The sequence below is a fragment of the Novosphingobium sp. LASN5T genome (genome assembly GCF_003856955.1).
Classification (GTDB): domain Bacteria; phylum Pseudomonadota; class Alphaproteobacteria; order Sphingomonadales; family Sphingomonadaceae; genus Novosphingobium.
The window spans coordinates 133,449-147,925 of the sequence record NZ_RQSI01000004.1; the positions used below are offsets into that span (position 1 = coordinate 133,449).

Sequence of the window (14,477 nt, forward strand, 5' to 3'; positions counted from 1 at the left end):
GGGGGCATAGAGGCGTTCAGGCCGGAGCGATCAGCGCAGCAAACCGCCCAGCAGGCCGCGCGCGAAGCGGCCGAACGCGGCGCCGCCCAGGCTGGTGGCGACCGAGCCGACCACCGCGCTGAGACCGGATTCGACGGGCGAAGCCCGGGTTTTCTTGCCGCTGATCTGCGCCGCGATTACCGCGCCGGCGGACGAAGCCACCGCACCGATCGCCGCCTTGCCGGCCTTGTCCCACAGCGACGGCGACTGGCGTGGCGCCGCGCGCTGTGCCTCCGTGCCCTGTTCCTGCACCTGCTGCGCGGCGGCGGCGGCATCGGCGGCCTTCTTGGCCAGCACTTCGGCGGCGGATTCGCGGTTCACCGCCGTATCGTACTTGCCTTCCACCGGGCTGGACGCCTGGATCGCAGCGCGTTCGGGCGCCGAGACCGGCCCCAGCCGCGAACGTGGCGGCGCGATCAGCGTGCGCTGCACCACGCCGGGCGCGCCATCGTCATCCAGCGTGGAAACCAGCGCCTCGCCCACTTTCAGCTCGGTGATCGCCTTTTCCACATCGAGATCGGGGTTGATGCGGAAGGTCTGCGCCGCCGCCTTGATCGCCTTCTGGTCGCGCGGGGTGAAGGCGCGCAGCGCGTGCTGCACGCGGTTGCCGAGCTGGCCGGCGATCTTTTCGGGAATGTCGATCGGGTTCTGCGTGACGAAATAGACGCCCACGCCCTTCGAGCGGATCAGGCGGACGACCTGCTCCACCTTGTCGAACAGCGCTTCGGGGGCATCGTCGAACAGCAGGTGCGCCTCGTCGAAGAAGAACACCAGCACGGGCTTTTCAGGATCGCCCACCTCGGGCAGCGCCTCGAACAGTTCGGACAGCAGCCACAGCAGGAACGTGGCGTAGAGCTTGGGGCTCTGCATCAGCTTTTCGGCGGCGAGAATGTTGACCAGGCCCCGGCCCTTGTCGTCGGTGCGGAGGAAGTCGTGAATCTCGAACGCCGGTTCACCAAAGAAGCGGTCCGCGCCCTGGCTTTCGAAGGCGAGCAACTGGCGCTGGATCGCGCCGACGCTGGCCTTGGTGACATTGCCGTACTTGGTGGCGAGTTCACCGGCGTTTTCCGCGCAGGCGACCAGCACCGCCTGCAGGTCGTCCATGTCGATCAGCAGCAGGCCGTTTTCGTCGGCGTAGCGGAAGGCGATGTTGAGCACGCCTTCCTGCGTTTCGTTCAGGCCCATCAGCCGGGCCAGCAGCAGCGGTCCCATTTCCGAGATCGTGGTGCGGATCGGGTGGCCGCTTTCGCCATAGAGATCCCAGAACACCGCCGGGTTGTCGGAATAGGCATAATCGGTGATGCCCAGTTCCTTGGCGCGGGCTTCAAGCTTGTCAGCGTTCTTGAAGGTGGGGCTGCCCGGCATGGCGATGCCCGAAAGATCGCCTTTCACGTCGGCCAGGAACACCGGCACCCCGCGCGCGGAAAACTGTTCGGCGATGCCCTGCAGCGTCACCGTCTTGCCGGTGCCGGTCGCGCCCGCGACCAGCCCGTGCCGGTTGGCCCGGCCGAGCCGCAGCACCTGCCGTTCGCCGTTGGCGCCGAGGCCAAGGTAGATATCGTCCATGTAACAGTCGTCCCCGCAAGAAAGCGTCCGGTCCCGCCACGGGTTTACGAACAGGTGGCGCCCGGTGCGAGAGGTTTTTGCATCCGCGGCGGTGTGCCGCTAAAGCGCGCGCCACCGGCCATGGACCAGACGCCTTTCATCCTGCTTGACGATGCCCGCAGCGACGATGCTCGCAACGGTGGGGCCAGCGACGCGCGCGTCTATCGCGACCCGCTGGAGATCGTGGTCGCGCGCCGGCCGGAGGACGTGGCGCCGGCGCTCGCCCGGATCGGTGCCGAACCGGGCGAATGGGCCGGATATATCGCCTATGAGGCCGGGCTGGCGTTGGAGCCGCGCCTTATGCCGCTGGCCGCCGCGCGCACCGGCGCAACCGGGCCGCTGGTGTGGTTCGCGCGCTTCGCGGCGGTGGAGACCATTCCCGCCGATGCGGTGGAGAACTGGCTGGAGCGGCACGGCGCAGGCCCCGGCAACCTTGGTCCGCTCGATCCGCAAGTCTCGATCGGCGGCTATGGCCGCGCGTTCGATCGGGTGCAGGAAGCGATCCGCGCGGGCGACATCTATCAGGCGAACCTGACCTTTCCGCTCGGCGGAAGCTGGCATGGTGATCCGCTGGCGATCTACGCCGCGATCCGCCGCGATGCGCGCGCCGGCTATGGCGGGGTGTGCTGGGATGGATCGCACTGGCACCTGTCGTTCTCGCCCGAACTGTTCTTCGCACTGAAGGACGGCCTGGCCACGGTCCGCCCGATGAAGGGCACCGCGCCGCGCGGCGAAACGCCCGGACAGGACGAGGCGTTCCGCGCCGGGCTGGCGGGCAACGCCAAGGACCGCGCGGAAAACCTGATGATCGTGGACCTCATGCGCAACGACCTGTCGCGCGTGGCGGTGCCCGGCACCGTCCGGGTGGAGCAGCCGTTCGCGATCGAGAGCTATCCCACGGTCCACCAGATGGTCACCACCGTGCGCGCCCGGCTAGCGGCGGGCACCGGCGCGCGCGAACTGGTGCGGGCGATCTTCCCGTGCGGCTCGATCACCGGCGCGCCCAAGATTCGCGCGATGGAGCTGATCGACGCGGCCGAACGCGATGCGCGTGGCCCCTACTGTGGTGCTTTCGGGCGGATCGACCCCTCTGGTGATGCGGCGTTCAATGTGGCAATCCGCACGGTGCGCCTCGATCCCCGGACGGACCGCGCGGTGATGGGGGTGGGCTCGGCGGTCGTGGCGGATTCCGCGATGCTGGGCGAATGGCGGGAATGCGTGGTGAAGGGGGATTTCTTGCGCCTGTCCGCCGGCAATGCCGATCTTATCGAAACGATGGCCTTCGATCCCGCGCAGGGCATCGCGCTGCTCGAACTGCATCTGGAACGCATCAAGGCGAGCGCGGCCGTACTGGGCTTCGCGTTCGATCGTCATGCCGCGCGCAATGCCATCCACGCGCTGTGCTTCGATCTGGAAGCGCCGTCGAAAGTGCGGCTGGTGGTGTCGAAGGCCGGCGCGCTGGCGCTGGAGGCATCGGCGCTGCCCGCGCCCGCCGATGGACCGGTGGCGTGCGCCGTGCTGCCGCTGCCGGTGGCCGAGGGCGACTGGCGGCTGCGCCACAAGACATCGGATCGCGGCTTCTACGAAGCGGCACTGCGCGCGGCGAAGGCGGCCGGCGCGGGCGAGGCGCTGTTCCTGCGCGATGACGGGCTGCTGACCGAAGGCAGCTTCACCAATCTTTTCGTCGAGCGGGAGGGTCTGCTGCTTACGCCGCGTGCCGAACACGGCCTGCTTCCGGGCGTGCTGCGCCGCAACCTGATCGAGAGCGGGCGCGCGGCGGAGGCCGACCTGACGCTGACCGATCTGTCCGGCGGCTTCTTCATTGGTAACGCGCTGCGTGGCCTGCTGCCGGCGCGGCTGCTCGGCGAACAGGCATGACCGACTCCGCCCTGAGCCGCGCGCTGGCGCGCATCGCGCCGTCGCGCACCACCGCCATGACCGATCGCGCCATGGCGCTGCGGGCCGAAGGGCGCGACATCATCTCTCTGTCGGTGGGCGAGCCCGATTTCGCCACGCCCGCCCATGTCGTCCAGGCGGCGAAGGACGCGCTCGACGCGGGCGACACGAAGTACACCGCCGTCGCCGGATCGGCCCGGCTGCGCGCGGCGGCCGCGCTCCATTTCGAGCGCGATCTCGGCATCGTCGTTCCGCCGGCGCAAGTGATCGTCAGCGCCGGGGGCAAGCAGGCGATCTTCCACGCGCTGCTCGCCACGCTCGATCCGGGCGACGCGGTGCTGATCCCCAGTCCGTGGTGGGTGAGCTATCCGGAAATCGTGCGCTTCGCCGGCGCCAAGGTGGTGGACCTGCCGACGCGGGCGGACGGGGGCTTTCGCATCAACGCCGCGCAGCTCGAGGCCGCGATCACGCCCGCCACGCGCTGGCTGCTGCTCAACAGCCCCGGCAATCCCACCGGCGCCACCTATCCGGCCGAGGAATTGCGTGCGCTGGGCGAGGTGCTGCGCCGCCACCCGCGCGTGCTGGTGATGAGCGACGATATCTACGCGCCGCTGCGCTATGGCGCGGGCGCGCACGCCACGCTGGCGGTGGAATGCCCGGACCTGGCCGATCGCGTGCTGACCGTGTCCGGCGTATCCAAGAGCCACGCGATGACCGGCTTCCGCATCGGCGTCGCCGCCGGGCCGCTATGGCTGATCAACGCCATGGCGCGGCTGCAATCGCATTCCTCGGGCAATCCCGCCTCGATCAGCCAGGCCGCCGCCGTTGCCGCGTTCGAAGGCCCGCAGGATTTTCTGCTTGCCTGGCGCGAACGGTTCCGCGCGCGGCGTGACTTGTGCGTGGCCGCGATCAACGCGATTCCGGGGCTTTCCACCCCGGTTCCCGATGGCGCGTTCTATTGCATGGTCGATGCCGCGCCGCTGATGGCGCGCTTCGGCGGCGAAAGCCCCAACGCGGACGAGGCGCTGTGCCTGCATTTGCTGGAGCACGGCGTCGCCGTGGTCGCGGCTTCGGCATTTGGCGGCCGGGACGGCTTCCGCATCAGCTTTGCGGCCGACGAGGCGACTTTGGAAGAAGCCTTGCGGCGCATTGCCGGCGCCGTGGTATGATCCTGCCGCCCGTTGCGGTTCACCCCGAGCCGGTCACAGACGGCACGCGGGCGTGCGCGCTTCGCCAAGCCCAGCATGAACGGATTTTTGCGCGATGATCGATTTCTCCATCCTGTTTGAAGACGGCGAAGCGCTGGTCATCGACAAGCCCGCTGGCCTGCCGCTCGACCGGCCGCGCGCGGGCGGCCCGTGCCTGGAGGATCATCTCGACGATCTGCGGTTCGGCTTCCAGCGCGAACCTTTCCCGGTCCACCGGCTCGATCGCGATACGTCGGGCTGCCTGCTGCTGGCGCGCAATCCCAAGGCGCTGAAGCGCTTTTCCGCCGCGTTCGAGGCGCGGCAGGTGGGCAAGGTCTATCTGGGCGTGGTCGCGGGGCCGGTGGAGGGGGAAAGCGGTACGGTGAGCCTCAGCCTGTCCAAGGTCAGCACCGAAAAGGACGGCTGGCGGATGATCCCGGCCAAGAAGGGCAAGCCCGCCGTCACCCACTGGCGGGTGGTGGATCGGCGCGACGCGCTGACTCTGGTGGAATTCCGCCCCGAAACCGGCCGCACCCACCAGATCCGCGTGCACGCCCTGGCGGGGCTGGGCCATGCGCTGGTGGGCGATCCCGTGTACGGAAACGGCAAGGGCGCCAAGCGGACGATGCTGCACGCCGCCGCGCTCACCGTCCCGCGTGAAGGCAAGCCGCCGATCGAAGCGCAGTCGCCCTTGCCGCCGGATTTTCACGCGCTGGGATTCGATCTTGGCTGACGATGCCGACCAGATCATCGCCCGGGCGCTGCCGCTGATCGAGGAAAGCTTCATCGCGGCCGCCGGGCCGGGCGGGCAGAACGTCAACAAGGTGGCGACGGCGGTGCAGGTGCGGCTCGACGTGTTCGCGCTGCGCCTCTCGCCGCCGGTGTTCCACCGCCTGAAGGAACTGGCAGGCAGCAAGTTCACCGCGAAAGGCGAGATCGTGCTGACCGCGCGCAGCCACCGCACGCAGGAAGCCAATCGCGAGGATGCGCGCAAGCGCCTGGCTGACTTGTTGCGCGAGGCGACGAACCTGCCGGAAAAGCGCGCCAAGTCCCGCCTCAACCGCGTGGGCAAGACCGCACGGCTGGAAGGCAAGAAGAAGCGCGGCGCGGTGAAGGCGGGGCGCAGCAAGGTGCGGCTGGATTGAAGCGGTGCTGCCTCTGCTATGTCCCTATCCGGCGGTCGCTCCCATCACCGCGCGGCCATCGGCGGCATAGGCGCCCAGTTCGTATCCCGCGTCCGCGCGGCGGAAGGCAAGGTGCAGCGGCTCGTCCGCCACGGCCGGCGAAAGCCCGCGAAAGGCGAAGCGTTCCAGCACGTTGTCGCCCAGTTGCCGCCGGGCGAGATCGAGCAGCAGCGTGGCGGTCAGCGGCCCGTGGACGACCAGCCCGCGATAGCCTTCCTCGCCCGTGGCGTAAGGCCGGTCGTAATGGATGCGGTGGCTGTTGAAGGTGAGCGCGGAATAGCGAAACAGCAGCGCCGCATCCGGCTCCACCGTGCGCACCGCATCCCATGCCGCAGGATCGAACCGGCCTTCCCCCAGGGGCGGCGGGGCGGGCGGGGTGCCGGCGGGCGCGGGTTCGCGATAGACGATCGACTGCACCTCGCGCACGGCGGGCACGCCATCGCCCAGCGTCTCGTGCGCCACGTCTACGAACACCAGATGGCCCGATCCCCCCTGCTTGGGCGTTACCGACAGCACGCGCGAACGCCGCTCGACCGCTTCGCCCGCGCGCAGCGCGCGCAGGAACTCGACCTTGCTCGATGCCCACATCCGGCGCGGCAGCGGCACCGGGGGCAGGAAGCCCTCCGGGCCGTCGTCGCGGCGGGGGTGGCCGTCCGGCCCCAGCGCGGCGGTGGGGGCATCGGGCAGGCACAGGCACCAGTGCAGGCCCTGCGGCGCCGCGCCACCGACCGGGGCCGCGCGGTCGAGCGTGGCGCACCAGCGCCCCACCAGCCCCGCGTCCACCCGGTCGGACCGGGTTTCCTCCCGCCCGACCCATGCCGCCCATTCGCTCATCGGCTTGATCCGCCTTTCAATTGCGTCCGCCCACCAGGCCGCGCGCGATCACCTGCGCCTGGATTTCGGCCGCGCCTTCGAAGATGTTGAGGATGCGCGCGTCGCACAGCACGCGGCTGATTTCGTATTCCAGCGCATAGCCGTTGCCGCCGTGGATCTGCAACGCGGCATCGGCGTTGGACCACGCCGCGCGCGCCGCCAGAAGCTTGGCCATGCCGGCCTCGATATCGCAGCGCTTGCCCGAATCCTTGGCGCGCGCGGCGGCGTAGGAAAGTTCGCGGGCCATGACGAAATCGACGAGGCTCATCGCCAGCTTGTCGGCCACGCGCGGGAAGTGGACGATCGCCTTGCCGAACTGCCGGCGCGTCAAGGCATAGTCCAGCCCCAGCTCCAGCGCGCGGCGGGCAACGCCCACGGCGCGGGCGGCGGTCTGGATGCGCGCGCCTTCGAAGGTGCGCATCAACTGCTTGAAGCCCATGCCCTCCTCGCCGCCGAGCAGGGCGTCGGCCGGCGCGCGCATTCCGTCGAACTGGAGCGCGTATTCGCGCATCCCGCGATAGCCCAGTACTTCGATCTCGCTGCCGGTCATGCCGGGGGCGGGGAAGGGATCGGCTTCGGTTCCGCGCGGCTTGGGCACCAGCAGTATCGACAGGCCGGCATAGCCTTTCGCGTCCGGCACCGTGCGCGCCAGCAGCGTCATCAGGTCGGACCGGCTGGCGTGGGTGATCCAGGTCTTCGCTCCGTCGATCACCCAGTCTTCGCCGTCGAGCCGCGCGCGCGTCTGCAACGAACCGAGGTCCGATCCGACATCGGGTTCGGTGAACACGGCGGTCGGCAGCACCGCGCCGCTGGCGATGCGGGGCAGCCAGTGCGCCTTCTGTTCGTCCGTGCCGCCCATCGCGATCAGCTCGCCGGCGATTTCGGAGCGCGTGCCGAGCGAACCGGCACCGATCCACCCGCGCGAAAGCTCCTCGGTGACAAGGCACATCACCAGCTTGTTGAGGCCCAGTCCGCCGAACGCTTCGGGAATGCACACGCCGAACGTGCCGAGATCGGCCATCGCCTGCACCGTGGCATCGGGGATCAGCGCGTTGGCGAGGTGCCACTGGTGCGCGTGCGGCAGGATTTCCGCCTCGGTGAACTTGCGGAACTGGTCGCGGATCGCGTCGAGATCGGGATCGTGGAAGGTCTCGCTCGGCCACTTCCCGTCGGCGAGCGCGGCGACGAGGGCGCCGCGCGTGGCGGCGTGATCGGCATCGAGCAGGCCGGCGCAAGCTTCCGCCAGCGCGCGCGCGGCTTGCCCCAGACCAAGGTCCGCCGGACGGAACAGCTCGTTCTGCCCCATCGGCAGCCCGCCGACGAGCTGGGCCAGCGTTTCGGCGAAGGCCAGTCGGCCGACCAGTGCGTCGACCGGGTTGGTGTCGTCATTGGCAGCCAGCCAGCCGTGGATCGCTTCGAGCGCGGCCACGCTCGTCGCCACCCAGGCGAAGCCGTGCGCGGCGCGCTGTTCGGCGTCGATCGGCCGCGTCGCCAGCCGGTCGGCCAGGGCGCCCTGAGCCGCCGCGCGATAGGCGCGCGCGGCCTCCAGCGCGGCTTGTGTCGTCACGCCCGTTCGAACACCGCGGCGATGCCCTGCCCGCCGCCGATGCACATCGTTTCGAGGCCATAGCGGCCGCCGCGCCGCACCAGTTCGCGCGTCAGGTTGGCAAGGATGCGCCCGCCGGTGGCGCCGATCGGATGGCCGAGCGAGATGCCCGATCCGTTGACGTTGAGCATTGCGTTGCGGCTGTCGTCCTCGCTCCAGCCCCAGCCCTTGAGCACGGCCAGCACTTGCGGCGCGAAGGCTTCGTTCAGTTCCACCAGATCGATGTCGGACCAGCCGAGGCCGGTGCGCGCGAACAGGCGCTCCACCGCCGGGACCGGGCCGATCCCCATGCGGCTGGGATCGCAGCCGGCGGCGGCCCACGAATGGAACCATGCGATCGGTTCGAGGCCCAGTTCGGCGAGCTTGTCCTCGGCCACGATCAGGCAGGCGGCCGCCGCGTCGTTCTGCTGGCTGGCGTTGCCCGCCGTCACCACGCCGCCTTCCAGCGCGCGCAGCTTGCCCAGCGTTTCCAGGCTGGCGTCCGGGCGATAGCCTTCGTCGTGATCGAACAGCACCGGATCGCCCTTCTTCTGGGGCACGGGCACCGGCACCAGTTCATCGGCGAACAGGCCGCTGGCCCAAGCCGCCGTCGCGCGCTGATGGCTGCGCACGGCATAGGCATCGGCCTGTTCGCGCGTGATGCCATAGTCCTTGGCGAGGTTTTCCGCCGTCTCGATCATGCCGGTGATCACGCCGAAGCGCTCCACCGGCTGCGACATCACGCGGCCGCGCGTCAGCCGGTCGTGCAGCGTCAGGCTGCCGGCGCGCACGCCCTTGCGCACGTCGGTGGTGTAGTGCTCGACGTTGGACATCGATTCGACGCCGCCGGCCACGACCACGTCCGAAGCGCCGGTCTGGACCATCATCGCCGCGTTGACGATCGCCTGCAGGCCCGATCCGCAGCGCCGGTCGAGCTGGTAGCCCGGCACCTCCAGCGGCAGGTCCGCCGCCAGCCACGACCAGTGCGCGATGCACGGCGCTTCGCCGCTGCCATAGCCTTGCGCGAAGACGACATCGTCCACCCGCGCGGGATCGATCTTCGTTCGTTCGACAAGTGCCTTGAGGATCACCGCGCCGAGCTGGCCGGCGGTGAGGCCGGACAGCGCCCCCCCGAACTTGCCGACGGGGGTGCGGATCGGGGCGACGATGGCGGCGCGGCGCAGGGTCATCAGGATTCTCCGGTTGGGGCGGTGCCGACGATGCCGGCATCGATCAGGCGGGCGATTTCGCCCGACGAAAGGTTGAGCCGCGTGGCCAGCACTTCTTCGGAATGCTGGCCGTTGCGCGGGGCGGGCCGGGGCGGCTGGCGGTCGGCCTGGGGCAGCGTGGCGAAGGCGCCCGCCGCCGGATAGGTAAAGCCGCTGGGGTTGTCGCAGGCGCCGAACACGGGATTGTCGGCCACCAGCGCGCGATCCTCGACCGCTTCCAGCATCGTGCGATAGGCGGAATGGACGATTCCGGCGGCATCGAACGCGGCGGCCAGGTCTGCGTGCGCGCGCGCGCCGATCGCGCGTTCGAACAGGGGATAGAGCGCATCGCGGTGGGTGAAGCGCAGCCCGTCGTCCTTGGCGAAGGACACGCCGCGTTCCGCCTCGATCGCGGCGATGGCACCGCCAAGGTCCAGCGCGGTGACGAGATTGGCCCACTGGCGGGGGGTAACCACCACGATCATCGTGCGCACGCCGTCGGCGGTCATGAAATCGCGTCCGAACAGGCCATAGACGGCGTTGCCCAGGCGCGGCCGGTTGGCGTTTTCGTACAGCACTTCGGCCACGCTGCCGAGATTGGCGGCGGTGCCGATGGCGACGTCGGACAGCGGAATCCGCACCTCGCCGCCCGCGCCCGAAGTTTCGCGCTTGCGGATCGCGGCGAGCAGCGCGAAGGCGGCATAGGCGCCGCTCAACAGGTCCCACGCGGGCAGGACGTGGTTGACCGGGTCCGGGCCGGGGCCGGTCATCATCGGATAGCCGACCGCGTTGTTGACCGTGTAGTCCAGCGCGGGCGAGCCGTCCGCCCAGCCCATCACGCGCACGGTGATCAGGTCCGCGCGGCCCTGTGCCAGCATGTCATGCGCCATGAAGCCGCCGACCGGGAAGTTGGTGATGACCTGGCCTGTCGCGCGGATCAGCTCCTGCAGCAGCGCGCGCCCTTCGGGCCGGGCGAGATCGAGCGCGACCGACCGCTTGGCGCGGTTGAGATTCTCCCAATAGAGCGAATCGTTGTTGGCGGTGACCGGCCAGCGGCGCAAATCCGGGCCGCCGCCGATCTGGTCCACGCGGATCACGTCCGCGCCCATCTGCGCGCAATAGAGACCAGCGGTGGGCGAGGCGACGAACGACGACGCCTCGATCACCGACAGGCCGCCAAGGAGATCGTACACCCGCTGCGTCCCCCTCAGCCTTGCGCGCCGGCGGCGAAATCGCGCAGCATCTGCTTGGCGATCACCAGTTGCATGATCTGCGTGGTGCCTTCGTAGATGCGGTAGATGCGGCTGTCGCGGAAGAAGCGTTCGGCTTCGTACTCCGCGAGGTAGCCCGCACCGCCGTGGACCTGCACGCAGCGATCGGCAACGCGGCCGCACATCTCGCTGGCGAACATCTTGAAGGCGGCGGCTTCGAGCAGGATCTTGCGCCCTTCGTCCGCCTTGCGGATGGCATCGCGCATCATGCATTCGGCGGCGTAGATTTCGGCGTGGCTGTCCGCCAGCATCGCCTGGATCAGCTGGAAGTTGGCGATCGGTTCGCCGAACGCCTTGCGTTCCGTGGCATAGCGCACGGCGGTATCCAGGATGCGCCGGGCATAGGCGGTGCTGGCTGCGCCGACCGAAAGGCGGCCGTTGTCGAGGCTCTGCATCGCCGTGGCGAAGCCCTTGCCTTCCTCGCCACCCAGCAACGCATCGCCGGGGACGAACACATCCTCCAGGATGATGTCGGCGATGTGGCTGCCGGACTGGCCCATCTTCTTATCGGACTTGCCCACCGTGACGCCGGCCGTGTCCATCGGCACGAGAAAGGCCGAGACATGCGCGTTGCGGGGCAGGTTCTCCTTCTCGGTGCGCGCCATGATCAGCGCGACTTTCGCGAAAGGGGCATTGGTGATGTAGCGCTTGGTGCCGTTGAGCACATAGCCGTTGCCCGAACGCACGGCCGTGGTCTGCAGCCCCGCCGAATCCGATCCCGATCCCGGTTCGGTCAGCCCGAAGCTGGCGATCTCGCCAGCGGCGAGGCGCGGAAGCCAGGTGGCCTTCTGCTCCTCCGTGCCGCCGTTCTTGATCGCGGAGCAGACCATGCCGAGGTTGATCGACACGATCGAGCGGTAGGCCGGCATGGCATAGCTCAGCGTGTGGATGGTCTCGATATACTGCGACACGTTCATGCCCGCGCCGCCGTATTCCTCGGGCATGGTCAGGCCGAACAGACCCATCTCGCGCATTTCGTCCAGCAGATCGTCGGGGATGCGATCGTGCGCGATCACGTCGGCTTCGGCCGGCACCAGCCGTTCGCGGACATAGCGCTTCAGCTGGTCGAGAAACTGTTCGAAGACATCAGCATCCATGCCGGGGTTCACCATGCTCACCGGGCCTCTCCTCAAACCGGATCGTAGGGGAAGACGTGGGCCGAAACCTCGTCGGCCCGCGCGAAGGCGGGGCGGAACGCGGGGATCAGCTCCTCCGCGATCGCTTCGGGCGTCCAGCCTTCCAGCTTGACCATCGAACGGACCGGGCGCGGCTTGTTGAACAGCACGATCTCGTTCTTGCGCACCGCGAAGATCTGGTTGGTCACGTCCTTCGCGGCATCGGAGGCGAGATAGGCGACCAGCGGGGCGATCTTGTCCGCGCTCATCGTCTTCATCCGTTCGACGCGCAGCTTCTGTTCGGGCGTTTCGGCGGGGATCGAGGCGGTCATCCGGCTCCATGCGAACGGCGCGATGCAGTTCGAGCGCACGCCCCAGCGCGCCATGTCGAGCGCGATCGAATGCGACAGGGCGACAAGGCCGAGCTTGGCCGCCGAATAGTTGGCCTGCCCCACGTTGCCGATCAGCCCGCTGGTGGAGGTGAAGTGGATGAAGCTGCCCGATTGCTGCTCACGGAAATAGGGCGTTGCCGCCTTGGAAACGTTGAACGCGCCGGTCAGGTTGACGTCGATCACGCTGGTCCAGTCCTCGTAGGACATCTTGTGCCAGATGGTGTCGCGCAGGATGCCGGCGTTGTTCACCACCGCGTCGATCCGCCCGAACCGCTGCACCGCATCCTCGACGATCGAGGCGGCGGCCTTGGGGTCGGCCACGTTGGCGAGGTTGGCCCAGGCCTTGCCGCCCGCCGCGCGGATATCGTTGACGGTGGTGTCCGCGGGCCCCGCATCGCCGCCGTCGCCGCCTTGCGCCACGCCGGGATCGTTGACCACTACGGCCGCACCATGCCGGGCGCAGAGCAGTGCGATTTCGCGACCGATGCCACGGCCCGCACCCGTTACCGCGACGACCTTGCCTTCCAGGATTCCGGACAACGATTCTCTCCAGTCGGTTCGATGCCGAAGCTAACCGTGCAGGCGGATAAATTCAATATTGGGAATTGTTTTTCATCATCATGAAAAATATGATGCCTTCATGTCCGGTCCTGTCCGCTCGCTTTCCCAAGGGTTCACCATTCTGCGCCTGTTGGCTGTGCGCGAAGCGCTGACTTTGTCCGACATCTGCCGGGAAACCGGTCTCAGCCCCTCGAGCGGACTGAATCTGCTGCGCACGCTGGTGGCCGAAGGGGCGGTCGATCGCGATACCGGCGGCAAGCGCTACCGGCTGGCGGCGGGCTGGGGCGATCTTGGGGTGCTGCAGGCGAACGCGGTTTCGCGTTTCGCCGCTCGCGTCCGGCCATTGCTGGCGCGGTTCGCTGCCGCGCACGACGCCACCGCCGGGCTATGGCAGGTGCAGGCCGGGGAGCGCCTGTCGCTGATCGCGCTGGGCGAAAGCGGGGCGGAGACCCGCATCCACATGGTCGAAGGCCAGCGTCAACCGCTGGGCGGGGGTGCCGCCGGGCGGGCGCTGGCGGCGGCGGAAGCGCTGGGCCGGGACGATCTCGCCGCCCGCTTCGCAAGGGTGCGCTGGCGTACCCCGCTGGGCTTCACCACCTGGCTGGGTCAGGTCGCCGAAGCGGTCCAGCGCGGCTATGCGGTGGACGACGGCTACATTCACGCCGGCGTCTGTTCGGTGGGCGTCGTCGTGCCCGCTGCGCCGGTGCGGTTCTGCCTTTCGGCAACGATCTTCGCCGGATCGCGCGACGCGGCCGCGCTCGACGAGCTGGGGCGGGCGCTCAGTGCGCTGGCGCGTCGGCCCGAGCTGAGGCCTGAACCGGCGGGGTAGCGGCGGCCGCGCTGGCGCTGGCCTGTGGCACGTCCGCGTCCGTCGTGGGTGGGGCCGGCCGCTTTTCCAGCATTTCGGCGGCTTCGTCGAGCGCGCGGGCTTCGCCCACGGTCACGCCGCCCGGCCCCGGATCGGTGTCCTTCTGGCCGCAGCTCGCCAGGGCTAGCAGCGGGAGAAGATACGGCGCCCGGTTGAGGGCGGGTTTCAGGGCGCGCATCGCGATACTCCGGAAAGGCAAGGAAAAGGGGCGGAGATTCCCATCTGCCGCCCCCTTCGTTCTCGAGAATCCGTGCCGCGCCCCGCCGGTGCGGTCGGGGCGCACGGAATCACATCTTCTTTTCGGCGTCCGCTGCGGCGTCGGCGGCGGCCTTCTTGACGTCGGCAGCGGCGGCGGCGGCGCTGTCAGCTGCGTTGCGCGCGGCATCTTCGGCCGAAAGCGGCGTGGCATCGGCGGCGGGCGCTTCCACCGGCGCGGCGGCAGCCGAGGTATCGACCGCGGGCAGTTCCTCGGCCGGCATCTCGACGTTGTCGGTGGCGGCGGCTTCGGTGGCGTCCTCGGACTTGCCGCACGCGCTGAGCGAAAGGGCGGCGGCGCAGGCGATTGCGGTGAAGGCGATCTTCTTCATGGGGTCCCTCTACTGTATTTCCGTTCGGGCGCGTTCTATCGGCGTGGCGGGGCCAAGGCAAACCACAAAAGGGACCTGCGCCGCCGACACGTCGCTGGTAGGGGGT

Annotated in this window: 14 protein-coding genes; 5 read left to right on the forward strand and 9 right to left on the reverse strand. The window is 69.1% G+C overall.

Going from position 1 to position 14,477, the window contains the following annotated elements; genetic code table 11:
* Positions 1–30 precede the first annotated feature (30 nt).
* A complete protein-coding gene (locus EH199_RS04990) occupies positions 31–1,605 on the reverse strand; it encodes a helicase HerA-like domain-containing protein (RefSeq protein ID WP_124808167.1) in 1,575 nt (524 codons plus the stop codon).
* Between the two features lie 120 nt (positions 1,606–1,725).
* Between EH199_RS04990 and pabB the strand changes: the two genes are divergently transcribed.
* The 4 genes from pabB to arfB all read left to right on the forward strand — a co-directional run bounded on the left by pabB (position 1,726) and on the right by arfB (position 5,872).
* Positions 1,726–3,522, forward strand: a complete 1,797-nt coding sequence (gene pabB / locus EH199_RS04995) for an aminodeoxychorismate synthase component I (RefSeq protein ID WP_124808168.1) — start codon at positions 1,726–1,728, stop codon at positions 3,520–3,522.
* Entirely contained in the window at positions 3,519–4,709 is a 1,191-nt protein-coding gene (locus tag EH199_RS05000; protein WP_124808169.1) for a pyridoxal phosphate-dependent aminotransferase, read from the forward strand. The genes pabB and EH199_RS05000 overlap by 4 nt, the downstream gene beginning before the upstream one ends.
* A gap of 94 nt (positions 4,710–4,803) precedes the next feature.
* The gene (locus EH199_RS05005; RefSeq protein ID WP_124808170.1) at positions 4,804–5,460 is read left to right on the forward strand and encodes an RluA family pseudouridine synthase; all 657 of its coding nucleotides are present in this window, start codon (positions 4,804–4,806) and stop codon (positions 5,458–5,460) included.
* Positions 5,453–5,872 (forward strand): alternative ribosome rescue aminoacyl-tRNA hydrolase ArfB, encoded by a 420-nt coding sequence (gene arfB / locus EH199_RS05010; RefSeq protein ID WP_124808171.1) that lies wholly within the window; start codon positions 5,453–5,455, stop codon positions 5,870–5,872. The genes EH199_RS05005 and arfB overlap by 8 nt, the downstream gene beginning before the upstream one ends.
* 24 nt (positions 5,873–5,896) lie before the next feature.
* Here the strand turns inward: arfB and EH199_RS05015 are convergent, their stop codons facing one another.
* Genes EH199_RS05015 through EH199_RS05040 form a run of 6 tightly spaced genes read right to left on the reverse strand, consistent with a single transcriptional unit; the run spans position 5,897 to position 12,895 of the window.
* The gene (locus EH199_RS05015) at positions 5,897–6,745 is read right to left on the reverse strand and encodes a MaoC family dehydratase N-terminal domain-containing protein (RefSeq protein WP_124808172.1); all 849 of its coding nucleotides are present in this window, start codon (positions 6,743–6,745) and stop codon (positions 5,897–5,899) included.
* A gap of 16 nt (positions 6,746–6,761) precedes the next feature.
* A complete protein-coding gene (locus EH199_RS05020) occupies positions 6,762–8,351 on the reverse strand; it encodes an acyl-CoA dehydrogenase family protein (RefSeq protein ID WP_124808173.1) in 1,590 nt (529 codons plus the stop codon).
* Positions 8,348–9,559 carry an acetyl-CoA C-acetyltransferase gene (locus EH199_RS05025; RefSeq protein ID WP_124808174.1) on the reverse strand — a complete coding sequence of 404 codons (1,212 nt, stop codon included), beginning with the start codon at positions 9,557–9,559 and terminating at the stop codon, positions 8,348–8,350. Before EH199_RS05025 ends, EH199_RS05020 begins: the two co-directional genes overlap by 4 nt.
* Positions 9,559–10,770 carry a CoA transferase gene (locus tag EH199_RS05030; RefSeq protein ID WP_124808175.1) on the reverse strand — a complete coding sequence of 404 codons (1,212 nt, stop codon included), beginning with the start codon at positions 10,768–10,770 and terminating at the stop codon, positions 9,559–9,561. The genes EH199_RS05025 and EH199_RS05030 overlap by 1 nt, the downstream gene beginning before the upstream one ends.
* A gap of 14 nt (positions 10,771–10,784) precedes the next feature.
* Complete coding sequence (locus EH199_RS05035) at positions 10,785–11,960, reverse strand: acyl-CoA dehydrogenase family protein (RefSeq protein ID WP_124808245.1); 1,176 nt, start codon at positions 11,958–11,960, stop codon at positions 10,785–10,787.
* 17 nt (positions 11,961–11,977) lie between these two features.
* Positions 11,978–12,895 (reverse strand): SDR family NAD(P)-dependent oxidoreductase, encoded by a 918-nt coding sequence (locus EH199_RS05040; protein ID WP_124808176.1) that lies wholly within the window; start codon positions 12,893–12,895, stop codon positions 11,978–11,980.
* Between the two features lie 100 nt (positions 12,896–12,995).
* On the opposite strand from EH199_RS05040, the gene EH199_RS05045 reads away from it, so the two are divergent.
* Positions 12,996–13,745 carry a helix-turn-helix domain-containing protein gene (locus EH199_RS05045; RefSeq protein ID WP_124808177.1) on the forward strand — a complete coding sequence of 250 codons (750 nt, stop codon included), beginning with the start codon at positions 12,996–12,998 and terminating at the stop codon, positions 13,743–13,745.
* Here EH199_RS05045 and EH199_RS05050 read toward each other — a convergent pair.
* Together EH199_RS05050 and EH199_RS05055 are read right to left on the reverse strand one after the other, a co-directional pair.
* Positions 13,696–13,962 (reverse strand): hypothetical protein, encoded by a 267-nt coding sequence (locus EH199_RS05050; RefSeq protein WP_124808178.1) that lies wholly within the window; start codon positions 13,960–13,962, stop codon positions 13,696–13,698. The two genes, EH199_RS05045 and EH199_RS05050, sit on opposite strands and share 50 nt — an antisense overlap.
* Positions 13,963–14,071: 109 nt before the next feature.
* The gene (locus EH199_RS05055; protein WP_124808179.1) at positions 14,072–14,371 is read right to left on the reverse strand and encodes a hypothetical protein; all 300 of its coding nucleotides are present in this window, start codon (positions 14,369–14,371) and stop codon (positions 14,072–14,074) included.
* Positions 14,372–14,477 lie beyond the last annotated feature (106 nt).